Origin of the sequence: Streptomyces erythrochromogenes, assembly GCF_036170895.1 — a bacterium.
GTDB lineage: Bacteria > Actinomycetota > Actinomycetes > Streptomycetales > Streptomycetaceae > Streptomyces > Streptomyces erythrochromogenes.
On sequence record NZ_CP108036.1, the window covers coordinates 3,702,393 to 3,725,469 of the forward strand.

The 23,077-nt window shown below is 71.8% G+C and carries 25 protein-coding genes; 13 read left to right on the plus strand and 12 right to left on the minus strand.

The features are described 5' to 3' along the window. The first annotated feature begins 312 nt into the window (after nucleotides 1-312). A complete protein-coding gene (locus OHA91_RS16680) occupies nucleotides 313-1,065 on the plus strand; it encodes a zinc ribbon domain-containing protein (RefSeq protein WP_328739543.1) in 753 nt (250 codons plus the stop codon). 58 nt (nucleotides 1,066-1,123) lie between these two features. On the opposite strand, the gene OHA91_RS16685 is transcribed toward OHA91_RS16680, so the two are convergent. The 5 genes from OHA91_RS16685 to OHA91_RS16705 form a co-directional block, all read right to left on the minus strand. Next, entirely contained in the window at nucleotides 1,124-2,374 is a 1,251-nt protein-coding gene (locus OHA91_RS16685; protein WP_266498693.1) for an ABC transporter permease, read from the minus strand. Further along, nucleotides 2,364-3,038, minus strand: a complete 675-nt coding sequence (locus OHA91_RS16690; RefSeq protein WP_031153536.1) for an ABC transporter ATP-binding protein — start codon at nucleotides 3,036-3,038, stop codon at nucleotides 2,364-2,366. The genes OHA91_RS16685 and OHA91_RS16690 overlap by 11 nt, the downstream gene beginning before the upstream one ends. Next, on the minus strand, nucleotides 3,031-4,539 hold the full coding sequence (locus tag OHA91_RS16695; protein ID WP_328739544.1) for a peptidoglycan-binding domain-containing protein: 1,509 nt from the start codon (nucleotides 4,537-4,539) through the stop codon (nucleotides 3,031-3,033). Before OHA91_RS16695 ends, OHA91_RS16690 begins: the two co-directional genes overlap by 8 nt. Before the next feature lie 7 nt (nucleotides 4,540-4,546). Next, nucleotides 4,547-5,491 (minus strand): hypothetical protein, encoded by a 945-nt coding sequence (locus tag OHA91_RS16700; RefSeq protein ID WP_266498700.1) that lies wholly within the window; start codon nucleotides 5,489-5,491, stop codon nucleotides 4,547-4,549. A 74-nt stretch (nucleotides 5,492-5,565) separates the two neighbouring features. Further along, nucleotides 5,566-5,949 (minus strand): peptidase inhibitor family I36 protein, encoded by a 384-nt coding sequence (locus tag OHA91_RS16705; protein ID WP_158714825.1) that lies wholly within the window; start codon nucleotides 5,947-5,949, stop codon nucleotides 5,566-5,568. Between the two features lie 472 nt (nucleotides 5,950-6,421). On the opposite strand from OHA91_RS16705, the gene OHA91_RS16710 reads away from it, so the two are divergent. Then, a complete protein-coding gene (locus tag OHA91_RS16710; RefSeq protein WP_328739545.1) occupies nucleotides 6,422-6,961 on the plus strand; it encodes a GNAT family N-acetyltransferase in 540 nt (179 codons plus the stop codon). Here the strand turns inward: OHA91_RS16710 and OHA91_RS16715 are convergent. After that, a complete protein-coding gene (locus tag OHA91_RS16715; protein ID WP_031153547.1) occupies nucleotides 6,945-7,841 on the minus strand; it encodes an NADP-dependent oxidoreductase in 897 nt (298 codons plus the stop codon). The genes OHA91_RS16710 and OHA91_RS16715 overlap by 17 nt on opposite strands. A gap of 146 nt (nucleotides 7,842-7,987) precedes the next feature. On the opposite strand from OHA91_RS16715, the gene OHA91_RS16720 reads away from it, so the two are divergent. Both OHA91_RS16720 and OHA91_RS16725 read left to right on the plus strand, forming a co-directional pair. Beyond that, the gene (locus tag OHA91_RS16720; protein WP_031153549.1) at nucleotides 7,988-8,404 is read left to right on the plus strand and encodes a winged helix-turn-helix transcriptional regulator; all 417 of its coding nucleotides are present in this window, start codon (nucleotides 7,988-7,990) and stop codon (nucleotides 8,402-8,404) included. Nucleotides 8,405-8,446: 42 nt separating this feature from the next. Further along, nucleotides 8,447-9,175, plus strand: coding sequence for a Mut7-C RNAse domain-containing protein (locus tag OHA91_RS16725; protein WP_031153551.1), 729 nt, complete (start codon nucleotides 8,447-8,449; stop codon nucleotides 9,173-9,175). Nucleotides 9,176-9,211: 36 nt separating this feature from the next. On the opposite strand, the gene OHA91_RS16730 is transcribed toward OHA91_RS16725, so the two are convergent. Beyond that, complete coding sequence (locus OHA91_RS16730; protein ID WP_031153553.1) at nucleotides 9,212-9,697, minus strand: hypothetical protein; 486 nt, start codon at nucleotides 9,695-9,697, stop codon at nucleotides 9,212-9,214. A 115-nt stretch (nucleotides 9,698-9,812) separates the two neighbouring features. Here OHA91_RS16730 and OHA91_RS16735 point away from each other — a divergent pair, with 115 nt between their 5' ends. Beyond that, the gene (locus OHA91_RS16735) at nucleotides 9,813-10,148 is read left to right on the plus strand and encodes a YnfA family protein (protein ID WP_031153556.1); all 336 of its coding nucleotides are present in this window, start codon (nucleotides 9,813-9,815) and stop codon (nucleotides 10,146-10,148) included. Between the two features lie 62 nt (nucleotides 10,149-10,210). Further along, nucleotides 10,211-10,975, plus strand: coding sequence for an SDR family NAD(P)-dependent oxidoreductase (locus tag OHA91_RS16740; RefSeq protein WP_031153558.1), 765 nt, complete (start codon nucleotides 10,211-10,213; stop codon nucleotides 10,973-10,975). 305 nt (nucleotides 10,976-11,280) lie between these two features. Here the strand turns inward: OHA91_RS16740 and OHA91_RS16745 are convergent, their stop codons facing one another. Then, nucleotides 11,281-12,474 (minus strand): RtcB family protein, encoded by a 1,194-nt coding sequence (locus OHA91_RS16745; protein WP_266498714.1) that lies wholly within the window; start codon nucleotides 12,472-12,474, stop codon nucleotides 11,281-11,283. A 189-nt stretch (nucleotides 12,475-12,663) separates the two neighbouring features. Between OHA91_RS16745 and OHA91_RS16750 the strand changes: the two genes are divergently transcribed. The 3 genes from OHA91_RS16750 (at nucleotide 12,664) to OHA91_RS16760 (ending at nucleotide 15,909) form a co-directional block, all read left to right on the plus strand. Next, nucleotides 12,664-13,551: a hypothetical protein gene (locus OHA91_RS16750; protein WP_031153563.1), complete on the plus strand. Its 888-nt coding sequence runs from the start codon at nucleotides 12,664-12,666 to the stop codon at nucleotides 13,549-13,551. 112 nt (nucleotides 13,552-13,663) lie between these two features. Then, the gene (locus OHA91_RS16755) at nucleotides 13,664-14,422 is read left to right on the plus strand and encodes a DUF3558 family protein (RefSeq protein WP_051893335.1); all 759 of its coding nucleotides are present in this window, start codon (nucleotides 13,664-13,666) and stop codon (nucleotides 14,420-14,422) included. 125 nt (nucleotides 14,423-14,547) lie between these two features. Then, nucleotides 14,548-15,909, plus strand: a complete 1,362-nt coding sequence (locus tag OHA91_RS16760; protein ID WP_328739546.1) for a DUF2637 domain-containing protein — start codon at nucleotides 14,548-14,550, stop codon at nucleotides 15,907-15,909. Nucleotides 15,910-16,000: 91 nt separating this feature from the next. Here OHA91_RS16760 and lysS read toward each other — a convergent pair whose 3' ends face one another. Then, nucleotides 16,001-17,740, minus strand: a complete 1,740-nt coding sequence (gene lysS / locus OHA91_RS16765) for a lysine--tRNA ligase (RefSeq protein WP_031153569.1) — start codon at nucleotides 17,738-17,740, stop codon at nucleotides 16,001-16,003. A 180-nt stretch (nucleotides 17,741-17,920) separates the two neighbouring features. Here lysS and argS point away from each other — a divergent pair, with 180 nt between their 5' ends. Further along, nucleotides 17,921-19,690 (plus strand): arginine--tRNA ligase, encoded by a 1,770-nt coding sequence (gene argS, locus OHA91_RS16770; protein WP_266498722.1) that lies wholly within the window; start codon nucleotides 17,921-17,923, stop codon nucleotides 19,688-19,690. Between the two features lie 61 nt (nucleotides 19,691-19,751). Here the strand turns inward: argS and OHA91_RS16775 are convergent, their stop codons facing one another. Continuing rightward, nucleotides 19,752-20,156, minus strand: coding sequence for a PIN domain nuclease (locus OHA91_RS16775; protein ID WP_328739547.1), 405 nt, complete (start codon nucleotides 20,154-20,156; stop codon nucleotides 19,752-19,754). Next, entirely contained in the window at nucleotides 20,153-20,407 is a 255-nt protein-coding gene (locus OHA91_RS16780) for a type II toxin-antitoxin system VapB family antitoxin (RefSeq protein ID WP_328739548.1), read from the minus strand. Before OHA91_RS16780 ends, OHA91_RS16775 begins: the two co-directional genes overlap by 4 nt. A 176-nt stretch (nucleotides 20,408-20,583) precedes the next feature. Between OHA91_RS16780 and OHA91_RS16785 the strand changes: the two genes are divergently transcribed. Beyond that, nucleotides 20,584-21,381 carry a VOC family protein gene (locus tag OHA91_RS16785; RefSeq protein WP_266499893.1) on the plus strand — a complete coding sequence of 266 codons (798 nt, stop codon included), beginning with the start codon at nucleotides 20,584-20,586 and terminating at the stop codon, nucleotides 21,379-21,381. On the opposite strand, the gene OHA91_RS16790 is transcribed toward OHA91_RS16785, so the two are convergent. After that, on the minus strand, nucleotides 21,350-21,820 hold the full coding sequence (locus OHA91_RS16790) for an ATP-binding protein (protein ID WP_328739549.1): 471 nt from the start codon (nucleotides 21,818-21,820) through the stop codon (nucleotides 21,350-21,352). The two genes, OHA91_RS16785 and OHA91_RS16790, sit on opposite strands and share 32 nt — an antisense overlap. A 113-nt stretch (nucleotides 21,821-21,933) precedes the next feature. Between OHA91_RS16790 and OHA91_RS16795 the strand changes: the two genes are divergently transcribed. Both OHA91_RS16795 and OHA91_RS16800 read left to right on the plus strand, forming a co-directional pair. Next, the gene (locus OHA91_RS16795) at nucleotides 21,934-22,758 is read left to right on the plus strand and encodes a helix-turn-helix domain-containing protein (protein WP_328739550.1); all 825 of its coding nucleotides are present in this window, start codon (nucleotides 21,934-21,936) and stop codon (nucleotides 22,756-22,758) included. Next, nucleotides 22,755-23,000: a DUF397 domain-containing protein gene (locus tag OHA91_RS16800; protein ID WP_328739551.1), complete on the plus strand. Its 246-nt coding sequence runs from the start codon at nucleotides 22,755-22,757 to the stop codon at nucleotides 22,998-23,000. The genes OHA91_RS16795 and OHA91_RS16800 overlap by 4 nt, the downstream gene beginning before the upstream one ends. The last annotated feature ends 77 nt before the right edge of the window (nucleotides 23,001-23,077 follow it).

Below are 23,077 nucleotides of genomic sequence, written 5' to 3' on the forward strand. Positions count from 1 at the left end.
TCCGCGGCCGCGCCCGCCGGGACGGAGTCCGGCCCTGCCGCGGACCGGCGGTGGGCATGGCCGCGCAGGCGGCCCGGCCGGCCCGCACCCGCCGGGGCAGAGCCGCACGCGGCCGAATCCGCCGAGCCTGCAGGGGCCGCGTCCGAGGCCGGCCGGACGGCGGCGGCGCCCGCCGAGCCCGGACCGGTCGCGCCCTCGGGGGCGGCGGTAGCCGCCGGGCCCGCGCCCGTGGCTCCGGCACGCCCGGCACCGCCCGCGCCGCGGCCCCCCGCACCCCCAGCGGCAGCGTCCCCCGCTCCCGTGCTGCCCGCCATGCCCGTCGCACCGCGTCCCGTCATCCGTCCCCTCGCGGTGAACGACGACGTCGCCGGCGTGCCGTGCCCGGCCTGCGGCACACCCAACCCGCCCGACCGCCGTTTCTGCCGCCGCTGCGCGACACCGCTGACGCCCTCCACCGCCGCCGCCCCCCTCCCCTGGTGGCGCACGGTCTGGCCGTTCCGCCGCCGCACACGCGCCGGCTCCGGCCGGATGGTCCGCTTCCTGGTGGTCCTGACCGTCGTACTGGCCCTGTGCGCGGCCGGCTTCCTGCTCCTGCCGGCCGGACGCCACCTGGTGCAGGACACCCTGGACAAGCTCGGCAAGGCCAAGGCGGTGACCCCGACCCGCGTCCGGGCGAGCGCCGAACTCCCCGGGCACCCGGTGGGCCAGAGCACGGACGGGCTCAGCAACCGCTACTGGGGCGCGCCCGGACCCGGCACCTCGGCGACGTACACCTTCGGCAAGCCGTTCCGCCTGGTCGCCGTGATCGTCACCAACGGTGCCTCGCCGGCACCCGAGGAGTACGCGAAGCAGGGACGGGCGCTGCGGATCGACATGGAGGTCACGGACCGGGACGGCGCCACGGTCCACAAGAAGCTCGTCCTCAGCGACAAGCCCGGACCCCAGACGTTCCCCACGGGCATCAGCGACGCCACGACGATCCGGCTGACCCTCGAAGAACCCGCCGGCTCGGCCCCGCAAGGCCCCCTCGCCCTCGCGGAGGTGGAGTTCTTCCAGCGCAGCTGACGCCCGGACGCCCGCGCGGGCGCCCGCCCGCTCAGGCGTCCGCCCGCCCGAGCGCCCGCTAGACGCCCGCGCGAAGCGTCTCGGCGGGAAGGATGCGGGCGGCCGCCAGGGCCGGGTACAGCCCTGCGGCCAGACCCACCACGAGGCCCACCAGCGGCCCCGCCGACGTGAGGGCGGGGTCGAGGACCACCAGCCAGTTCTTGGCCAGGCAGGTCACGGCGGTGATCTGGATGCCCAGTACCGTGCCGACGACACCGCCGGCCAGCCCGACCAGGCCGCTCTCGATGCAGAACTGCCCGGCGACCGCCCGTCGCGAGGCGCCCAGGGCGCGGCGCAGGCCGATCTCGGAGCGCCGCTCCAGTACGGACACGTAAGCGGTGTTGCTGACGCCGAGCGCCCCCACGCCGAGGGAGACGGCGGCCAGTCCCAGGAACAGGGCCCGGGTCTGCGACTCGACGCCCCGGCGCAGGGACCGGGGGTCCGGGGGCACCAGCGCGACCAGCTTGTCCGGGGCGCCCGGGGCCAGGGCGAAGGGGGCCTCGGCGCCGATCTGGTCGGCGGCGCCCAGATCCGTACGGATGATCATTTCCGCGGGGGCGAAGCTCAGCCCGGCCGGGTCCTGGAGTGCGGCCCAGTAGGGGACGACCACGGAGCCGGTGAGGTTCGTGTCGCCGGAGGGGGCGCGGAAGACGCCGAGCACGCTGAACGCGACGCCGTTGACGTGGATCACGGAGTTGCCGGCACCGCCGTCGACGGTCAGCCGGGACGCGGCGGCCGTGTCGATCAGGGCCACCCGTTCCCGCCGCGCGTCGTGCCCGGTGTCGAACCACCGGCCCTGCGTGAGTTCGGCCGACATGGCCAGCAGTGCGTCGGGCTGCGCGGCCAGGACCGTGCCCTCGGGCAGGTCGTTCGACGTGCCCGACGACAGCCTGGAGACCAGCGGCTGTTCACCGGCCTTGCTGACGAGACCTGCGGTGCGGACCCCGTTGAGGCCCCGTACCTGCTGGGTGTCGCCGCCGTCGGGCCTCGGCCGGATCCCCGCGACGGGTTCCGACGGGTACTTGACCGTGACCCGGGTCGCCTTGAGGGAGTCGAACTGGTCGGAGACGGCGCCGGCCGCGCTGGCGGTGATGCCCAGCGTCGCGAGCGCCGCGGCCAGCCCCACGGAGATGCCCACCATCGTCAGCAGGGTGCGGAACCGGCGGCCGAACAGTGCGAGGAACGCCTGGACGAGCAGGTCCGCGGCGGACGTCCGGGGGGCCGCCGTCCCCTCCGCGGAGGGCTCGCGCGTCCCGCGCCTACGCAACACGGCCGTCCACCACCTTGAACACCCGGTCGGCGCGGGCCGCCACGTCGGGTTCGTGCGTGACCACGACGACGGCCCGGTCCTGCGCCACGAGTCCGGTCAGCAGGTCCATGACGCGGGCCGAGTTGGCGGTGTCCAGGTTGCCGGTCGGCTCGTCGCAGAGCACGACGGCCGGCCGGTGGACGATCGCCCGCGCGACCGCGACCCGCTGCCGCTCCCCGCCCGACAGGGTGGTGGGCCTGACGTCCAGCCGGTGCCCGAGTCCTACGGATTCCAGGGCCGCCACGGCCTGGGGCCGCCGCTGGGCACGGGGCACACCGAGGTGCACGAGCGGGAGTGCCACGTTCTGTACGCAGGTCAGGTGCGGGACCAGGTGGAAGGCCTGGAAGACGAAGCCGAGCGTCGAGGCCCGAAGGGCGGTACGGGCCCGTTCGGACAGGTCGGTGGTGTCCCTGCCCTCCAGCAGGTAGCGGCCGCGGGTGGGGACGTCGAGCAGCCCGAGCACGCTCAGCAGCGTGGACTTCCCCGAACCGGACGGGCCGACGATGGCGGCGAGCCGGCCGGGCCGGATGTCGAGGGTGACGTCGGTCAGCGCGTGCACGGGCGGCGGTCCCGGGTACGTCTTCGCGACGCCGGCCATCTCGATGACGGGGGCCGGGTCAGCCATCGGAGCCCCCTTCGGAGCCGTCCGCGGCCTTTCCACGGCGCACGAGGACGACCGTCTGGCCGGCGCCGAGGTTCGCGTCGAGCGCGTTGAGCGCGGTGAGGCCCTCATGGGTGAACAGCACCTCGACGGGGACGTTGCGCTCCTTGCCGTTCTCGGCGACGGTGACCGTGGACGCGCCGCCGAGGTCGGTCCAGACGGCCGACACCGGCACGGTCAGCGCGCCCTTGGGGCTGCGCCGCAGTTCGACGCTGATCTGCTGGACCGCCCCTTCCTTGGCCTCCGAGCCGCTGGGGACGAACAGCGCCTCGTGCTGGCCCGCTCCACCGCCGCCCCCACCTCCCCCGCCACTGGCATTTCCTGCTCCCGCGCCCGCGCCCGCGTTACCCGCGGCGCCGGAGGTGCCCCCGCCGTCCTGTCCGCCCGCCTTCGCGTTGCCCTGCTGCTGGTCGCCGCTCTTGGCGTCCGAGGGGTCGGCGAGGGAGCCCAGGCTGCCCTCCCGGCCCTCGTAGGGCCCGGTGCCGAAGCGGATGACAGCGTCGTCCGGCAGATCGCGCAGCCGGGTGCGCTGGTCCGCGGTGAGGGTCGCCCGCACCTGGCGGCCGCCGCTGCCGAGGACGACGAGCGGCTTGTCGGCCGCGTCACCCACCACCGCGGTGACCTGCACCACCGTGGCGGGAAGGGCGCTGACGTACGCGACTTCCGCGGCCGGCAGCAGTTCCCCGGGCTTGGCTGCCCCGGAGGCGGGCGGCGCGTCGTTGCCGCGGGCGGGCGCCGTGCTCGCGGCTCCGTTCGCAGCGGGGGCCGCACCCGTGCCACCGTCGGTCTCCGCGCCGCCGCGGGGGGCCGCGGCCCCGCCACCCCTCGCCCCGCTGGCGCCCTGGCTCGGCCCCTGCCCCTGCTCCTGCCCGGAAGGCGCCTCGTACCCGGCCGCCGCGTACAGCTTGCGCACCGCCTCGACGGTGGCCTGTCCGTACGTGCCGTTCACGGCCGTCCCGTACAACGGCTGCAGCGCCCGCTGCAGTTGCTGCACGTCCGGGCCCTTGTCGCCCGCCTTCAGATCCCGGTACGCGGGGAAGCGTCCTGGAAGGAGGAGGACCGGGCGGCCCGACACCTCGGCGACGACCGCGCCGGCCTTGAGGCTCTTGCCCGAGGTCGCGGGCAGGGCGGTCACGACCGCGCGGCTGGTGCCCTGCGGCTGGACGCCGGTGATGGTCGTCCGTGAGGCCGTCTCGACCTTCCCGGTCAGTTCCATCTTCTCGACGAGCTGCTGGTCGGAGACCTTCCCCGTGATGCGGGAGGGCGGAGGCGCCGCGGCGTTCGAGGCACGCTGCTCGGGTGTTCTGGCCTGGGATGCGATCCACCAGACGGATCCGGAACTTCCGAACAGCACGATGACGGCGGCGGCGATGACGAGGCCCCGCCTGGACCTGCGCCGGGCCCGCCCGCCGGCCGGCTCGGTCGGCTGGGACCGTTCGGGGCGCTCGGGGTGTTCGAGGCTCATCACGGTGTTAGGACGTCTCTCGCAGTAGTTCCTGTGCCCTGCCCTTGGCTTTCGTGACGAGTTCCAGCCAGGCGGTGATCTCCGCTTCGTGCTTCACCAGCGAATCGGCGGACGCCTTGCTCTTGGCCTCCCGCGCCTTCGTGTTGAGCCCGACCTTCGTACCGCATTCGGCATCGGTGGTGGCCTGCTTGATCTCGGCACGCTGGGCATTGTCGAGCGCGGCGGTGTCACCGTCCGGAACATTCGCATAATGCGAAAGCGCCGCCTCCCTGGCCTTCTCGGGAGTCGGAATCTCCGGATAGCCGGCGGATTTCATGCAGGAGGCCCATTCCGACAACGCCTTCTGGTACGCGTCGTCGTCGGCGAGAATGCGCGCGCTGTCCTGTTTCACGGTGTTGTACACCGTCCAGTTGAGGCGCAGGTATTCCTTCACGTCCCCGTACACGGCTTTGAGGGTCTCGCCGCGGCAGCCCTTCGACGGCACCATGACCTTGCCGCCGCCGAAGTCGAACTCGACCCCGCCCTCGGGCTTGTCGACGTAGCCGTCCATGGCCATGCTGTGGGCCCGCTTGACGTCCTCGGGCAACGCGTCGAAGTCGTCGCCGACCTCCTGGGCCTTCTGGTTCTCCGACCGGCGCGGGTCCGCGCCGTAGCCCACCGCGCGCGCCGTCTCGAGCGACGGGGTGAGGTCTTCGCTGCGCTTCTGGCCCTTGTTGCTGTTGGCACCGTCGGACGGGAAGACCTTGAAGCCCTGGTCGTTCATGCACTTGCGGATCAGCTTGGTCTCGGCCTCACGCTCCTGATCCAGCGCCTCGCCGGCGCTGTCGAGCGCGGCCTGCGCCCTTCGGGCCGTCTCCATGTCCTTGGGGGACTCCTCCGAGCAGGCTGTGGCGGAGCCGGCCAAGACCGCCACCACCGCGATCGCCGTCACAACCCGGGTGCGCTTGTTCAATGTCCGTGTCCTCCGGAAGGTGCGGCCGTGCCCGCCCCCGCGCGGCGGGGGCGGGCCCGGCCTTCGAGCGATGGTCAGCAGCGGGAGCCGTCGTTCAGCGTGTTGCTCGCACCATCGTCGTTGGCGTCCCAGTAGTAGTTCACGGAACCGCCGGGAATGAGACAGATCTCGACGCCCAACGACATCCAGCGACCGCCGTAGGTCTTGGACGACTGGCCACGCCGGTTCCACCAGGAGCTGTCGGCCTCGTACACGGCCGGCATGTCGATGTCCCAGCGGGCGGACTCGTACTTCGTCCGGTACATCGAGTTGTTCTTGGAGTAGTCCCGGTCCTTGTAGATGCAGAAATTGCCGTCGTAGCAGGTGCGGTCCACGGCCGATGCGGACGGCGCCGCGGCGATGACGCCGACGACCGCCGCCATCGCGATGAATCCGGCCGAAATCCTCTTACTGAGCACTCGTTACTCCCCCTCTTCGGGTGGTGACTGATGCAGTGAGAGGGCAGGGCAGCCGAAGCCCTTCCCCCCGGTCGGCTGAGAGCCAGGCTAGGCCACGCCGATCGGAAGTCAAAGGTCAATTCCCTTTGCAACAGGGATCGTTGGCGTTTGGAATTGATCATTCAGTGTCCGATATCCGGCTCGTCGGTCTTCCATTTCGGCGCGCCACCCGCGCTCCGCCCGGGGGACCGGCGCAGGTCAGCCACGCCGCGGGAGAGGCAGAACCCGAGGGGTGCGCGCTGTCCGGATCCCCGGCGCCCGGACGAGGCGCGAACACGCGAACAAAATCTCGGCGCCCGACACCCCTCGTCACACCGCGAAACCGACCCCTGACGTGCGGTCAACGGCCACGGGCAGCAGGCTTCCCGGCCGGGACGGGGACATCAGGACCGGCCGGCCGGCACCCCTCCTGCACCGTCCGTAGGGTGGGCCCGTGGAGAAGACACGCCTACGACTCGAACCGTGGTCCGACCGGGACTTCTGGCTGCTGGAACGCACGAACGAACCGGTCATGACGGAGCACCTCGGCGGCCCCGAGTCCGACGAGCGGCTCCGCGACCGCCAGCGGCGCTACGAGGCCCTGAGTGCGCGGGAGCCGGCCGCCGGCCGGATGTTCCGGGTGGTCCTGGAGGCCTCCGGCGACAGCGCCGGGGCCATCGGCTTCTGGGAGCGGCAGTGGCGGGGCGAGCCGGTCTACGAGGCCGGCTGGGGCATCCTGCCCGAGTTCCAGGGCCGGGGGCTGGCCGTGGCGGCCCTGGCGGAACTCCTGTCCTACGTACGGGCCCACGGCTCCCGCGACCGGGTGCACGCCTTCCCCGGAACGGACCACCCCGCCTCCAACGCCGTCTGCCGGCGCGCCGGCTTCGAATGCCTCGGCGAGGTCGACTTCGAGTACCCGCCCGGCGTGCCCCACCCGAGCCTCGACTGGCGCTACCGGGTGGGGCCGCGGCCCGCGGTCACGCCGTCAGGATGATCCGGCCGCGCACGCCCGGCGTCGCGAGCCGGTCGTGCGCCTTCGCCGCCTCGGCGAGCGGGAAGACGTCCGCGACCCGCAGGGTGAGCGCGCCCTCCTCGACGAGGGACACCAGGCGGGCCAGCAGCTCCCCGTCCGCGGCGACCTCCTGCTCCTCCACCCGGATCCCGCGCTCCGCCGCCGGGGCGTGGTTCGGGATCAGTCCCACGTAGACCCCGCCGTCGCGGACCAGGGCCAGCGCGGCCCCGCCCAGGACGGCCGCGTCCAGGACCCCGTCCACCGGCCCGGCCGGAGCCCCGCCGCGCGGGACGAAGGCGGCCGCGCCCAGCGACCGTACGAGCTCCTCGTCCCCCGGGCCCGCCAGGGCCGTCACCACCAGGCCGGCCCGCGCGGCGAGCTGCACCGCCAGGCCGCCGACCACGCCCGCCGCGCCGGTGACCAGCACCGAGGCTCCGGGGGCGAGCCCCAGCTGCTCCACGGCGCGGGCGGCGGTCAGGCCGGCCAGCGGCAGCGCCGCCGCGGCCAGGTCGTCAGCGTCGGCCGGTGCGGCGGCCACGGCGGTGGCGTCGAGCACCGCGTACTCGGCGTGCGTGCCCAGCGGCTTCACCGTGCCGTAGTGCAGGCCCACCACCCGGTCGCCGCGGTTCCAGCCGGTCACCTCCGGGCCGGTCTCGTCGATCTCCCCGGCGACGTCCCAGCCGAGGCCCAGCCGCTGCCCGGCTCCGCCGAAGATCCCGGCGCGGACCCCTGCGTCCACCGGGTTGAGCCCGGCGGCCACGACCCGGATCCTGACCTGGCCCGCCCCCGGACGCGGCACCGGCACCTCGGCCAGTTCGACCCGCTCCGGGCCGCCGAACCCGGTCACCACGGCCGCCAGCATCGTCCGCCCGGCACTCGTCCGCTCGGTCATCGTTCTCCCCGTTCCGTCGTCTTCGCTCGTTCCGATGACCACTAACCTAGGGAGAGGTACTCTCCTTTCGTAAGTGCGTACTCCAAGGTGCGTACCGGACCTGGAAGTGGGTGCCCATGGCCACCAGCACCGCCGCGGCCCGCCGCGAGGAAGCCCGTTCCGCCTACGACGCCTTCCTCAAGGAATGCCCCACCGGCCAGTTGCTGGCCCGGATCAGCGACAAGTGGGTCGGCCTCATCGTCAGCGCCCTCGGCGAGGCCGACGACCGCTCCATGCGCTACAGCGACCTCGGCCGCAAGATCCCCGGCGTCAGCCAGAAGATGCTCACCCAGACCCTGCGCTCCCTCGAACGCGACGGGCTCATCACCCGCCACGTCACCCCCACCGTCCCCGTCCGCGTCGACTACCGGCTCACCGACCTCGGCAGCAGCCTCGGCTGCCTGCTCTCCTCCGTGAAGGTCTGGGCCGAGAACCACTTCGACGAGGTCAGCGCCCACCGCGACACCTACGACCGGGCCGCCGCGGCCTCCTGAAATCAGGCGCGACCACCCACCCCGCAATGGCATGCTGACAGGGTGAACGGACCCGGCATTCAGCTCACCCTCGCGCCCGAACTGCGCCTCTTCGCCCCGCCCAGCCGGCGCACGGACCGCGTACCGACCGCGACCGACGGCGCCTCCAGCCTCGGCCACGTCGTCGAGTCCGCCGGGGTCCCGCTCACCGAGGTCGGCCGCCTCCTCGTCGACGGCCAGGAGGTCCCCGTCTCCTACGTGCCCCAAGACGGCCAGAACGTCGAGGTGTTCGGGGTCGAGCGCCCCCAACAGATCACCGGCGCCCCGCTCCGCTTCCTCCTCGACGTCCACCTCGGCACGCTCGCCCGCCGCCTGCGCCTGCTCGGCGTCGACGCCGCCTACGAGAACGAGGACATCGGCGACCCCGCCCTCGCCACCCGCTCCGCCGCCGAACGGCGTGTCCTGCTCTCCCGCGACCGCGGCCTGCTCCGCCGCCGCGAGATCTTCGCCGGCGCGTACGTCTACAGCGACAACCCCGACGAGCAACTGCGCGACGTCCTCGGCCGCTTCGCACCCGCCCTGGCCCCGTGGACCCGCTGCACCGCCTGCAACGGGCCGCTCCACGAAGCCGACAAGGAGAGCGTCGGCGACCGCCTGGAACACGGCACGCACCGCTCCTACGACGTCTTCGCGCAGTGCACCGAATGCGAGCGCGTCTACTGGCGCGGCGCCCACCACGCCCGCCTGGAGCGGATCGTCGACGAGGCACTGGTCGAATTCGGCACCGCCTGACGGAAGGCCCGACCGGACGCCCGCGCCTTCCGGGCCCTAGAAGGCGTAGGCGTCACCCGTGTCCAGAGCCAGCACCACGTGCTCGTTGTTCGCGCGGTTCCGGTCCGTCGCACCGCCGTTCCACCACGTGTCCACCCGCACCACCACCTCCGCCGCCGGCTCCCGCAGCTCCAGCGCCAGCCCCACGTGCCGGCCCCGCCCGTGCAGCGGCAACGGCCCCGTCTCGCACACCACCTCGCGCAGACCGGCCCGCGCACAGCCCTCCGCCAGCTGCTGCCGGTCCGCAAGGTCCGCCGACAGCCGCACCCGCAGCGTCGCGTTCGGCAGCGCGGCCGGCCCGTCGTTCTCCGGAACCAGCCACACCCGCAGCTGCGCCCCGGACAGGGCCACCCGGCCGCGGTACGACACGTCGGCCTCCGGCCCGGCCCACCCCGAACCCCACGCCTGCGCCGGCCCGGGCACACCCGCCCCGAGCGCCAGCAACCCCGCCACCACCACACTCCGTACGGCGACACGGCGCACCGCCACCACCTCCTCGCGTCTCGCGCGGAGGCTAGCCCCCACCCGCCCCGAAAAGTCGGACCATCACACGAACGAGGGCGCGCCCTCCCCCATCTGCCCTGCGTACCTTTGAGCCATGCTGATCGCCCGCTCCGCCGCCCTCTTCTCCCTCGCAGCCCTCCTGGAGATCGGCGGCGCCTGGCTCGTCTGGCAGGGCGTGCGCGAACACAGGGGATGGGCCTGGATCGGCGCCGGCGCGATCGCCCTCGGCCTCTACGGCTTCGTCGCCACCCTCCAGCCCCAGGGCGACTTCGCCCGGGTCCTCGCCGCCTACGGCGGGGTCTTCGTCGCCGGCTCCCTCGCCTGGGGCGCCGTCGCCGACGGCTACCGCCCCGACCGCTGGGACATCGCCGGCGCCCTCGTCTGCCTCGCCGGAATGGCCGTGATCATGTACGCCCCGCGCGGCCGCTGAGCCACCCGGCCGCGCCTATGCTGGCGGTTAATCGCCCGTACGAACGACCGAGGAGCACGCACATGAGCACGGCCGGCACCCGAACCGCCGTAGTCACCGGCGCGAGCAGCGGCATCGGCGCGGCCACCGCCCGGCAGCTCGCCGAAGCCGGCTACCACGTCGTCCTCACCGCCCGCCGCAAGGACCGCATCGAGGCCCTCGCCGCCGAGCTCACCGAGGCCGGACACCCCGCGACCGCCCACGCCCTCGACGTCACCGACCGCGCCGCCGTCGACGCCCTCGCCGCCTCCCTCGACCGCTGCGACGTACTCGTCAACAACGCGGGCGGCGCCATCGGCGCCGAGCCCGTCGCCACCGGCGACCCCGCCGACTGGCGCACCATGTACGAGGTCAACGTCATCGGCACGCTCAACGTCACCCAGGCGCTGCTCCCCGCCCTCACCGCCTCCGGCGACGGCACCGTCGTCGTCCTCTCCTCCACCGCCGGCCACGCCACGTACGAGGGCGGCGCCGGCTACGTCGCCGCCAAGAACGGCGCCCGCGTCCTCGCCGAGACCCTCCGCCTGGAGATCGTCGGCCAGCCCGTACGCGTCATCGAGATCGCCCCCGGCATGGTCCGGACGGAGGAGTTCGCGAAGACCCGCTTCCGCGGCGACGCGGAGAAGGCGGAGAAGGTCTACGCGGGCGTCGCCGAGCCCCTCACCGCCGACGACGTGGCCGACACCATCACCTGGGCGGTGACCCGCCCCAGCCACGTCAACATCGACCTCCTGGTCGTCCGCCCCCGCGCCCAGGCCTCGAACACGAAGGTCCACCGCGAGCTCTAGGTCGTCCGCCTACAGCACCCCGGCACTCTTCAGGTGCGGCATCAGGGCCGCCGGCTTCAGCCCGGCGGCCCTCGGCATGCGGGCGGCCCCACCCTGCCGCAGGTGGAGTCCACAGGACGACGAGACCCTTTCGCGGCTGAACGACCCCGCCGCCGCAGCCGTCGCACTCGACCGGACCGAGCAGAGTTGCACCATGCGACTCCGGCGCCTGCGCACAGGCAAGGCCTGAAGCTCGACGCGGAGGGGCCCGGACCGATCGTGATCGGTCCGGGCCCCTCCACTCCCCCGACAGCCGCGCCCGGGCCTCAGCCCTTGACGCAGATGACCTGCTTGAGCTTGGCCACGACCTGGACGAGGTCCGTCTGCTGGTCGATGACGTGCTCGATCGACTTGTACGCGCCCGGGATCTCGTCCACGACGCCCGAGTCCTTGCGGCACTCGACGCCCTTGGTCTGCTCCGCCAGGTCGCGCGCCGAGAACTTCTTCTTCGCCGCCGTCCGGCTCATCTTCCTGCCCGCACCGTGCGAGGCGGAGTTGAAGGACTTCTCGTTGCCGAGGCCCTTCACGATGTACGAGCCCGTGCCCATGGAGCCGGGGATGATCCCGTAGTCGCCGCTGCCGGCGCGGATCGCGCCCTTGCGGGTGACCAGCAGGTCCATGCCGTCGTACCGCTCCTCCGCCACGTAGTTGTGGTGGCAGCTGATCTCGCGGTCGAAGGAGACCTTGGCCTTGCGGAACTCCTTGCGGACGACCTCCTTGAAGAGGCTCATCATCGCCGCGCGGTTGAACTTCGCGTACTCCTGCGCCCAGAAGAGGTCGTTGCGGTAGGCCGCCATCTCGGGCGTCGCCGCGAGGAAGACCGCCAGGTCCCGGTCTACCAGGTTCTGGTTGTGCGCGAGACCCCGGGCCACGCCGATGTGGTGCGCGGCGAGCTCGTTGCCGATGTTCCGGGAGCCGGAGTGCAGCATCAGCCAGACCGAACCTGACTCATCGAGACAGAACTCGATGAAGTGGTTCCCGGATCCGAGCGTTCCGATCTGCTTCGTGGCACGTTCCTGACGGAACTTGACCGCATCGGTGAGGTAGTCGAACCGCTTCCACAGGTCCTCGTACCCCGGCACCGAGAAGCCGTAGAGCCGCGACGGGTCCACCGCCTCCTTGTGGAGGCCCATCCCCACCGGGATCGCCTGCTCGATCTTCGAGCGGAGCTTGGAGAGGTCGCCCGGGAGGTCGTTCGCCGTCAGCGAGGTCTTCACCGCCGACATCCCGCAGCCGATGTCCACGCCCACCGCCGCCGGACAGACCGCGTCCTTCATGGCGATCACCGAGCCGACCGTGGCCCCCTTGCCGTAGTGGACGTCCGGCATGACCGCCAGGCCCTTGATCCACGGAAGCGTGGCGACGTTGTGGAGCTGCTGCATCGCTCCCGCCTCGACCGACGCCGGGTCGGTCCACATCCGGATCGGGACCTGCGCCCCCGGTACCTCTACATACGACATAGGAATCAATCCCCCGAAACCAACAGAAAGGTGAGAATGCGCAAAAGCCTCGCTCTTGATCCCAAATACGACAGGGGACCGGCGCCAGCACCAGCGTGTGCGATAGACATTGTGTCCAGCCGCGCCCAAGTCGCGGCAACGCATTTTCCTGACCGTCGGGGGCCCGCCGGTCGAAGGGAGCCAGTGGACGTGCAGCGCACAGCGGTACGGCGAGTCCTGCCCGGCCTCGCGATGCTCACCGCGCTCGCGGCCGGTGCGGCCGGCCTGACCGGGTGCAGCGGCGCGAGCGACGGGGGAAGCACCAGCGACTCGAAGGCCGGCGGCAGCTCCGCCGCGCCCGCCCAGCCGGGGAAGTACCGCAGCCTGCCCGCGCCCTGCAGGGCGGCCGCCGACAGCAAGAAGCTCAAGGCCATGCTCCCCGAGCCGGACGGCCTCACCCCCGAACAGCGCGACCAGCTGTACGCGGGCGTCGCCGACGCCTCGTACGACGGCGACCGGCACGTCGGCTGCCGCTGGACCTCGCAGACCCCCGAGGAGACCCGGCTGCTGTCCGTCGGCTTCGAGCGCGTGGTCTCCTACGACCGCGGCGCCGCCAGCGACGACGACAAGGCGAAGCAGGTCTACGTCCGCCTGCTCACCGACGCGCACCTGCCCTTCCCCGGCCCCGCCACCACCCCCGGCCAGGGCGCCGCCAACCCGGCCGGCCCCGCCGCCTCCCCGCCCCCGCCCGCCGCACCGCCCGCGAGCGGCGCGCCGTCGGCCGGGGCACCGTCGGCCGGGGCACCGGCCGCGGGGACGCCCGCTCCCGGCACCAGTCCGTCCGCCCAGCCCGAGCTCGGCTCCCGCGTCCTGGAAGGGCTCGGCACCGAGGCGTTCCTGGACGACAAGCTGAGCGCCGCCGGGGCCACGGCCGCGCAGTCGCGCACCGTGCGGATTGTGTTCCGCACCTCGAATGTCATCGTCAAGGTCGAATACAGCGTGCAGCCGACCCTGCCCGGCACCATCCCGCCGAGCGGCGAAACCCAGGACAGGGCAAGGCAGTTGGCGCAGGCTCTCGCCGAACGCTTCAACGAGTGAGCGGGGCGCCCCACACCCCCACGTGACGGCGCGCACAGCAGTGCGACGCCCGGTCGGGCTACCGTTGACCGGGTCCCGCGTCCGAAGAAGACCCCCGAGCACTGAAGGAACCATGCACCGATCAGCCTCGCGCCTCACCCGCGTTCTCGCCTGCGCAGCCGTCCCGGTGATCCTCACCGTGGCCGGGTGTTCGTCCGACTCGGGCAAGGAATCGGCCGCGAAGGACGAGAAGAAGTCCGGCTCGTCCGCCTCTTCGAAGCCCGGCGAGAAGCCCAAGCCGGAGCTGGAGAAGGCCGCCTTCGCCACGCTCCCGGACCCCTGCAAGGCGCTCCAGGCCGGGACGATAGACACCCTCGTCCCGGAGGCGAAGGACAAGAACGGTACGGCGACCAAGTCGAACGACCTGGCCACCCGCGCCAGCTGCTCCTGGAACGGCCTGGACGAGGACGGTCTGAAGGGCTCGCAGTACCGCTGGCTGTCGCTCTCCTTCTTCCGCACCGACTCGCACGCCTCGCTCGGCGGCGCCAACAAGCGCGCCGAGGAGCAGTACGGCAAGCAGGTCGAGGCGGCGAAGGCCTCCGAGGGCGCGCAGAACGTGAAGGCCGAGGCCGCTGAGGGCCTGGGCGACCAGGGCACGTCGATCGTCTACTCGGTGAAGAAGGACGTCGACTTCTTCAACACGACGATCGTGGCGCGCACCCAGAACGTGGTCGTCACGCTCGACTACAACGGTGCCGCCTACGAGGGCGCCGGCGCCCCGGACCAGGCGAAGCTGCTCCAGGACGCGATCACCGCGGCCAAGGAGGCCGTGGGCTCGGTCGCGGGCGCCAACAAGCCTGCGGAGCAGCCCCAGTCCCCCCAGCCCCAGTAGGAGCGGCGGCAGGTCGGGGCCTCGTGGAGCGCTGACTTCCGGTCACCCGTACGCTGTGCCTGCCGCAGCTCCGTAAAGGCGCGGTAAGCGCTCGGTCTGTGCTCGACAAGGGGAGGGGATCGCGGGTGGCCGCGATGCAGCTGACTCGTACGCACCGAATACTCATCGGTGTCGTGGTCGCCGGAGCCGTCGTCATCGCGGGCATCGGCTTCGCGGGCTCGTACGCCGCGGTGCGCGAGCTCGCGGAGAAGAAGGGCTTCGGCAGCTTCTCCCTGGTGTTTCCGATAGGCATCGACGCCGGTATCTGCGTGCTCCTGGCTCTGGACCTGCTGCTGACCTGGATGCGGATCCCCTTCCCCCTGCTGCGCCAGACGGCGTGGCTGCTGACGGCTGCGACGATCGCGTTCAACGGCGCGGCCTCGTGGCCGGATCCGCTCGGTGTGGGCATGCACGCCGTGATCCCGATCCTGTTCGTGGTGACGGTGGAGGCCGCCCGGCACGCGGTGGGCCGGATCGCCGACATCACGGCGGACCGGCACATGGAGGGCGTGCGCATCACGCGGTGGCTGCTGTCGCCGGTGCCGACGTTCAAGCTGTGGCGCCGCATGAAGCTGTGGGAGCTGCGCTCCTACGAGCAGGCGATCGGCATGGAGCAGGACCGGCTGATCTACCAGGCGCGCCTGCAGGCGCGGTACGGGCGCTTCTGGCGGCAGAAGGCGCCGGTGGAGGCCCTGATGCCGCTGAAGCTGGCCCGGATCGGTGTCCCGCTCTCGCAGACGACGCCGGACGCGCTGGCGGCGACCGGGATCGACCCGGCGGTGCTGCCTCCGCTGGAGCAGCAGCTCGCGGGTGCGGCTCCTGCTCTGGAGGCCCCGGTGACGGGTGCCGTGGCGGGTGCCCCGCAGTTGGACGGGCAGAGCGCGCAGGCCCAGCAGTTCCAGCAGCAGGACCCGGCTCAGCAGGCCCAGGCACAGCAGTCCGCGGCCCAGGCCCAGGCCCAGCAGGCGGCGTCCTCGGCAGCGGCCGCCCACACCCCGCCGGCGTTCGCCGTGGACCCGACGGCGATGCCCGCCGCCCACAACAGCGCCTGGTTCGCGGCGCCGCTGGCGCCGCAGGCCGCGTACGAGGGCGGCTACAACCCGCAGTACGTCGAGGGCCTGGAGCCGACCCCGGTCCTGGCCCCGATGGGCCCGGACGAGCAGCAGACGCAGGTGCCCGTACCCGGTCCCCGCTCCGAGGCGGACCCGGCAGCCGAGGCGGGAGCCGACGTCGACGGGGACGCGGAGAAGTTCGCGGAGGCGGCGTACGAGGTCTTCCGCACCCACCTGGTGGAGAGCGGCGAGGTGCTGACCGCCGAGCAGCTCGACATACTGCTGGCCGACCGCTACGGGGTGGTCCACCCGCGCAGCGGCTCGCTGATCCGCAAGATCTTCCCGCAGCTGAAGCTGCGCTACCAGCGGGAGCTGGAGAACGAGCACATCGCCTAGCGGCCGACTCGCCGGACGCGGACGCGGGAAGGGCCCGCACCCCTCGGGGTGCGGGCCCTTCCGCGTGCCTGGCCACGGCCCGCGGCGGGTGTCAGACGGCGAGCAGCTTGCGCACGCGGTCCGCGCCCACCGCCAGCAGCAGCGTGGGCAGTCGCGGCCCGGTCTCCCGGGTCACGAGGAGCCGGTAGAGCAGGGCGAAGAAGGTGCGCTGCGCGACCTTGAGCTCGGGGGTCGGCTTGGCGTCAGGCTCCAGCCCGGCCATGACCTTCGGGACGCCGTAGACGAGCGTGGTCAGTCCGTCGAGCGACCAGTGCGAGTCGAGGCCGTCCAGGAGCAGGCGCAGGGACTCGCGGCCCTCGTCGTCCAGGGAGGACAGGAGCTCGGTGTCGGCGTCCTCGCGCACGAGGGTCCGCTGGTCGGCCGGGACCTGGGTGGTGATCCAGTTCTCGGCGCGGTCCAGGCGCGGCCGTACCTCGTCGAGGGAGGTGAGCGGCTTCTCCGGCTCCAGGTCGGAAAGGATGCGCAGGGTCTGCTCGTCGTGTCCTGCGGTGATGTCGACGACCGACGCGAGGGTGCGGTACGGCAGCGGGCGCGGGGTGCGCGGCAGCTCGTGGGAGGCGACGCGTACGGCGCGGGCGTGCGCGGCTGCGTCGGCGGGCAGCACGGTGCCGTCCGCGACCTTGGCCTCCAGCTTGTCCCACTCGTCGTAGAGGCGCTGGATCTCCTGGTCGAAGGCGATCTTGAAGGACTGGTTGGGCCTGCGGCGGGCGTAGAGCCAGCGCAGGAGCTGCGGCTCCATGATCTTCAGGGCGTCGCCGGGGGTGAAGACCCCGCCCTTGCTGGAGGACATCTTCGCCATGCCGCTGATGCCGACGAAGGCGTACATCGGGCCGATCGGCTGCTCGCCGCCGAAGATGTGGACGATCTGGCCGCCGACCTGGAAGGAGGAGCCAGGCGAGGAGTGGTCGACGCCGGAGGGCTCGAAGATCACGCCCTCGTAGGCCCAGCGCATCGGCCAGTCGACCTTCCAGACGAGCTTGCCGCGGTTGAACTCGCTGAGCTTGACCGTCTCGGTGAACTCGTCCTCGGTGCAGACGTAGGTCAGCTCGGTCGTGTCGTCGTCGTACGAGGTGACCTTGGTGAAGTCCTTGCCGCACTGGCCGCAGTACGGCTTGTACGGGAAGTACCCGCCCTCGCCGGCGCTGCCGTCGTCCTCGGCGGCCGCGCCGGAGCCCTCGGCGGCCTCCAGCTCGGCCTCGTCGACCTGCTTCTGCTGGGGCTTCTTGCCGCCCGGCTTGACCTTGGTGCGGTACTGGGCGAGGACGGCGTCGATGTCGCCGCGGTGCTTCATCGCGTGCAGGATCTGCTCGCGGTAGACGCCGGTGGTGTACTGCTCGGTCTGGCTGATCGGGTCGTACTCGACGCCGAGCTCGGCCAGCGACTCGGCCATGGCGGCCTTGAAGTGCTCGGCCCAGTTCGGGTACGCGGAGCCCTCGGGGGCGGGGACGGCGGTCAGCGGGCGCCCGATGTGCTGGGCGTGCGACTCCTCGGTGACGCCGGGGATGCCCTTGGGGACCTTGCGGAAGCGGTCGTAGTCGTCCCAGGAGATGAGGTGGCGGACCTCGTGGCCGCGGCGGCGGACCTCGTCGGCGACCAGGTGCGGGGTCATGACCTCGCGGAGGTTGCCCAGGTGGACCGGGCCGGAGGGGGAGAGTCCGGACGCGACGACGACGGCTTTGCCCGGGGCTCGGCGCTCCGCCTCGGCGATGACCTCGTCCGCGAAACGGGAGACCCAGTCGGTCTCGGTGCTGCTCTGCGCGCTCTGAGCCACGACACGTCCTTCTATCTCGAATGATGGCTTTGGCCATTCTCCCAGACGGAACGGGCCACTCCGGGGTTGCTTCCGCACAGTGATATCCCGCGAAACGGATGGCGCCCCCGTGGGATACTCGGCACTTGTCGGAAGACCCAAGTCCGACCCCAGTACCAGACCTCACAGGAACGGCAGCTCATGGCCTCGGTCCCTTCGCTCGCTTCGTCCGTCAACCAGCGCGTCGCCGACGCCCTCGCCTCCGCCCTGCCGGAGGCCGGTGGCGCCGACCCGCTGCTGCGACGAAGCGACCGGGCCGACTTCCAGGCCAACGGCATCCTGGCGCTCGCGAAGAAGGCGAAGGCCAACCCGCGCGAGCTGGCCACGACCGTGGTCGAGGGCATCCCGACCGGTGACCTGATCAAGGAGATCGAGGTCTCGGGCCCGGGCTTCCTGAACATCACCGTCGCCGACGGGGCGATCATCTCGACGCTGGCCGCCCGCGCGGCGGACGACCGGCTCGGCGTCCCGCTGAACGCCTCCGCCGGCACGACGGTGATCGACTACGCGCAGCCGAACGTCGCCAAGGAGATGCACGTCGGGCACCTGCGGTCCGCGGTGATCGGTGCGGCGATGGTGGAGATCCTGGAGTTCACGGGCGAGAAGGTGATCCGGCGCCACCACATCGGCGACTGGGGCACCCAGTTCGGCATGCTCATCCAGTACCTGCTGGAGCACCCGCACGAGCTGGACCACAAGTCGGACTCGGAGGTCTCCGGCGAGGAGGCCATGTCCAACCTCAACCGCCTCTACAAGGCCTCGCGCGCCCTCTTCGACTCCGACGAGGAGTTCAAGACGCGGGCCCGGGCGCGGGTGGTGGACCTGCAGGCGGGCGAGCCGGAGACGCTGGCCCTGTGGCAGCGGTTCGTGGACGAGTCGAAGATCTACTTCTACTCCGTCTTCAACAAGCTGGACATGGACATCCAGGACCCGGACGTGGTCGGCGAGTCCGGCTACAACGACATGCTGGTCGAGACGTGCAAGCTGCTGGAGGAGTCGGGCGTCGCGGTCCGCTCCAACGGTGCGCTGTGCGTGTTCTTCGAGGACGTCAAGGGTCCGGACGGCAACCCGACCCCGCTGATCGTGCAGAAGTCGGACGGCGGCTTCGGCTACGCGGCCACCGACCTGTCGGCCATCCGGGACCGCGTGACCAACCTCGGCGCGACCGAGCTGATCTACGTGGTCGACGCGCGGCAGTCGCTGCACTTCAAGATGGTCTTCGAGACGGCGCGCCGGGCGGGCTGGCTGAACGACGACGTCAAGGCCGTGCAGCTGGCCTTCGGCACCGTACTCGGCAAGGACGGCAAGCCGTTCAAGACCCGTGAGGGCGAGACGGTCCGGCTGGTGGACCTGCTGGACGAGGCGGTGGAGCGGGCGACCGCCGTGGTCCGGGAGAAGGCCGAGAAGGTGGGCCTGACGGAGGCGGAGATCGTCGAGAACGGCCAGTACGTCGGCATCGGCGCGGTGAAGTACGCCGACCTGTCGACGTCGGCGTCGCGGGACTACAAGTTCGACCTGGACCAGATGGTCTCGCTGAACGGCGACACGTCCGTGTACCTGCAGTACGCGTACGCCCGGATCAGGTCGATCCTGCGCCGGGCCGGTGACCGCAAGCCGGTCGCCCACCCGGAGCTGGAGCTGGCCCCGGCGGAGCGCGCGCTGGGCCTGCACCTGGACGGCTTCGGCGAGCTGATCGCCGAGGCGGCCGCGGAGCACGCCCCGCACAAGGTGGCGGCGTACCTCTACCAGCTGTCGTCGCTGTTCACGACGTTCTACACCGAGTGCCCGGTCGTGAAGCCGGAGCCGGAGCTCGTCGTGGGCGAGAACCGCCTGTTCCTGTGCGAGCTGACGGCCCGCACCCTCTCGAAGGGCATGTCCCTCCTGGGCATCCGCACCCCCGAGAAGCTCTGACCTCATCCCCTGATCCACGCGACGGCCCCCGGCGGATACGCCGGGGGCCGTCGCGTTCCCGTCAGCCCAGGATGCGCCGTACCGGCTGCCCCGTGACCTCGGCAATCGTCTCGAAGTCGGCGTCCTGGTGGAGGACCGTCAGCCCGTGCTGCTGCGCGATGACGGCCACGAGCAGGTCCACGGGGCTCGCGCACTGGTGCGCACCGGCGTCCGCCAACTGCCGCTGGAGGGCTTCCGTCCCGGTCCACACCGCATCGCGTGCGGTCCAGTAGGGGAACACCGCCCGCAGGAGGCCGTCGGCCTCGTAGTAGGCGGGCCGGCCGCCGACCGCTCGCAGGAACTCCTGCCGGACCGGCTCGCACAGCCCCACGCGGCCCGACTCGACCAGTTGGTCCCACTCGGATCCGGCCTGCCGCCGGTAGAACCGCACGAGCGCGCTCGTGTCGATGAGGAAGTTTTCGCTCACGCGGCCGACTGCCCCTTGCCGTCGGCCAGACCGTCGGCGTCGGCGTCGGCGTCGCCGTGCTCGATCGTCCTGAAGTCGATCTCGCCCTCGTCGACCATCTGCCGCATCCGCTCGATGGCCGCCGCCCGTCGCCTGCGGTCCGCGATCTCCCGCAGCGCCGCGTTGACGGTGTCCTTCTTCGTCGTGGTGCCCAGGAGCTGCGCGGCTTCGGCGAGCGCGTCGTCGTCCAGGTCGATCACCGTTCTGGACATGGCCGCCTCCAGGTCGCAACGCCGCTGTATATACGATCCGAGAAGAAGATATCAGCGGCTGGTGAGCCGCCCCAAGGGTTCGACGGTCACCCGAATGGGCCGATTCGGGGTATGCGGGCCGGGTAGGGGACGGCGCGTCCTTCCCCCATCCACCAGCGGAGGCATCCGTGCCCGACATGAACGGCCCCTACAAGCCCGGCACCCCGTGCTGGATCGACCTGATGGTCCCCGACCAGCAGGCGGCCCTCGACTTCTACTGCGACCTCTTCGGCTGGCAGGGCGAGGTCGGCCCGGCCGAGCAGGGCGGCTACTCCGTCTGCCTCCTCAAGGGCAAGCCCGTCGCCGGCATCATGAAGGCGAGCAACCCGGACGGGACCGTGCCCGACCCGATGCCGCCGACCGCGTGGACCACGTACCTGGCCACGGACTCCATCGACTCCACCCTGAAGTCGGTCACCGACGCGGGCGGCTCGGTGATGATGGGCGCGATGGACGTCATGGACCTCGGCCGGATGGCCGTGATCACCGACCCGACCGGCGCCGTCGTCGGACTGTGGCAGGCCGGCACCTTCGACGGCGCGGGCATCGTCAACGAGCACGGCGCCCTGATCTGGAACGAGCTGAGCACCGGCGACGTCCCCGCCGCGGCCGCCTTCTACACCTCCATCCTCCCCGTCACCACGGCGAGGTCCGAGATGCCGGACGCCGGGGAGTACACCGAGTTCAAGGTCGGCGACCGCGCCGTCGGCGGGATGATGGACCTCGCCAAGCTGCCGGCCGGCGTGCCGCCGCACTGGATGCCGTACTTCCACGTCGACGACGTCGACGAGATCCAGGCCGCCGCGGTGCGCGCAGGGGGCAACGTCATGGCCCCGGCCTTCGACATGGTGGCGGGCCGCATGGCCGTCCTCGCCGACCCCCAGGGCGGCACGTTCTCGGTGATCAAGGCGACCGCCCCGGAGCAGCCCGCCTGATCCGGTCACCCCGTGCGCGAGTACCCCCCGGCTGATTCCGGCAGTCGGGGGCGTTCCGGAACTCGCACCAGACGACTTTTCCGGGCGTGCGCGCCAGCACCCCCCACTCGTCGGCGAGCGCCTGGACGAGGGTGAGGCCCCGCCCGTGCGGCCGGTCAGTGATCCGCGACAGGCCCGGCCCGCTGTCGTGCACCTCGGCCCGCACGGTCGCGTCCTCGAAGCCGAACAGCCGCAGGAGATAACCGCGGCCGGGCGGGACGCCGTAGCGGAGGGCGTTGGTCGCCAGCTCGCTCACACAGAGCAACACGTCGTCGAGGCGGTCGTGGGCGTCCCACGCCCGCAAGGTGTCACGTGTGAACTGGCGCGCAGCTGCGACGGTCCGGGGTGAGCGCAGGTAGAGCCGCTCGCGCACGAGCGCCGCCTGAATAGTTGGATTCACGGGACGATCGTCGCGCTGCGTCACTAGCGTGTGGCTGAGCGCCGACCCGTACTCCTCGATGAGTACGGGTCCGCACGGGGTATTCCGCATGTTCGGGTGGGGAGTTCGTCGTCATGCCACCGAGGAAACGCGCACGGCCGAACGCGACGACCATGAAGATGGTCGGCTCGCAGGTGGCCGCCGGCCGAGTCGCCAAGAACCTGACCCAGCGCCAGCTGGGCGAGCTGGTCCGCCTGGACGCGGAGACGATCGCGTCGATCGAGCAGGGACGGCGGGCCCTGATGCCGAACGTCGCCGAACTGATGGACCAGCACCTGGGGTTGCCGGGACTGCTGACACTGGCGGCCAACGGAATGCCGGCGATCGATGCGACTCCACCGTGGGCGGAGGAGTACATGGACCTTGAGGACAGCGCGGTCGCGCTGTCCTGGTTCGACAACCAGGTGGTACCTGGCCTGCTCCAGACGGAGAACTACGCCCGGGCCGTCTTCAGGTGCCGCGTCCCGGCCTACCCGGAGGCGGAGATCGAGGCCCTGACCGCCCGCCGCCTCGCCCGCCAGGAAATCCTGCGCCGCAGCACTCCTCCGACGCTGAGCTTCGTGGTCTGGGAGGCGGTACTACGCGACCGGCTCGGCGGGGACGAGGTGTACGCGGAGCAGCTGCGCCACCTCCACACGTGCACTGGTCTGCCGGACGTGAGCCTCCAGGTGCTGCCGCTGGGACGGACCTCGCATGCCGCTCTCGACGGCCCGTTCATCCTCCTCGAAACACCGGACCATCAGCACCTCGGCTACACCGAAACCCAACGCGGCAGCCAGCTCATCTCCGCCCCCGATGAGGTCAGCATCATGGCGCGCAAGTATGCAATGCTGCGGACTCAGGCCCTCAACACCGAGCAGACACGGGGCCTGTTGGACCGCCTGGCAGGAGAGACATGAGCGCCACGACCGCACTGAAGTGGTTCAAGTCCAGCTACAGCGGCAGTGAAGGCGGCGCCTGCCTGGAGGTCGCCGTGGGCTGGCGCAAGTCCTCGTACAGCGGCAGCGACGGCGGCCAGTGCGTCGAGGTGGCCACCGGCCCGGACACGGTGCACGTCAGGGACTCGAAGGTCCAGGACGGGCCGATCCTGGCGCTCGCGCCGGCGAGCTGGACGGCGCTGACGGGCTGGCTCGCTCGCTAGCCCGCGGTGAGCGGCGGCAGACAGAGAGAGGCTCGTCGCGAACCGGAGCCGCAGCACGGGGACGGCATCTGCGCCGG

Coding starts and splice junctions, on each gene's coding strand:
- OHA91_RS16735 (WP_031153556.1), top strand. CDS start 9,813: ATGCTGATCGCCCGCTCCGCCGCCCTCTTCTCCCTCGCAGCCCTCCTG.
- OHA91_RS16680 (WP_328739543.1), top strand. CDS start 313: ATGCCCGTCGCACCGCGTCCCGTCATCCGTCCCCTCGCGGTGAACGAC.
- OHA91_RS16720 (WP_031153549.1), top strand. CDS start 7,988: ATGGCCACCAGCACCGCCGCGGCCCGCCGCGAGGAAGCCCGTTCCGCC.
- OHA91_RS16695 (WP_328739544.1), bottom strand. CDS start 4,539: ATGAGCCTCGAACACCCCGAGCGCCCCGAACGGTCCCAGCCGACCGAG.
- OHA91_RS16800 (WP_328739551.1), top strand. CDS start 22,755: ATGAGCGCCACGACCGCACTGAAGTGGTTCAAGTCCAGCTACAGCGGC.
- argS (WP_266498722.1), top strand. CDS start 17,921: ATGGCCTCGGTCCCTTCGCTCGCTTCGTCCGTCAACCAGCGCGTCGCC.
- OHA91_RS16755 (WP_051893335.1), top strand. CDS start 13,664: ATGCACCGATCAGCCTCGCGCCTCACCCGCGTTCTCGCCTGCGCAGCC.
- OHA91_RS16785 (WP_266499893.1), top strand. CDS start 20,584: ATGAACGGCCCCTACAAGCCCGGCACCCCGTGCTGGATCGACCTGATG.
- OHA91_RS16715 (WP_031153547.1), bottom strand. CDS start 7,841: ATGCTGGCGGCCGTGGTGACCGGGTTCGGCGGCCCGGAGCGGGTCGAA.
- OHA91_RS16745 (WP_266498714.1), bottom strand. CDS start 12,474: ATGTCGTATGTAGAGGTACCGGGGGCGCAGGTCCCGATCCGGATGTGG.
- OHA91_RS16795 (WP_328739550.1), top strand. CDS start 21,934: ATGCCACCGAGGAAACGCGCACGGCCGAACGCGACGACCATGAAGATG.
- OHA91_RS16690 (WP_031153536.1), bottom strand. CDS start 3,038: ATGGCTGACCCGGCCCCCGTCATCGAGATGGCCGGCGTCGCGAAGACG.
- OHA91_RS16780 (WP_328739548.1), bottom strand. CDS start 20,407: ATGTCCAGAACGGTGATCGACCTGGACGACGACGCGCTCGCCGAAGCC.
- OHA91_RS16740 (WP_031153558.1), top strand. CDS start 10,211: ATGAGCACGGCCGGCACCCGAACCGCCGTAGTCACCGGCGCGAGCAGC.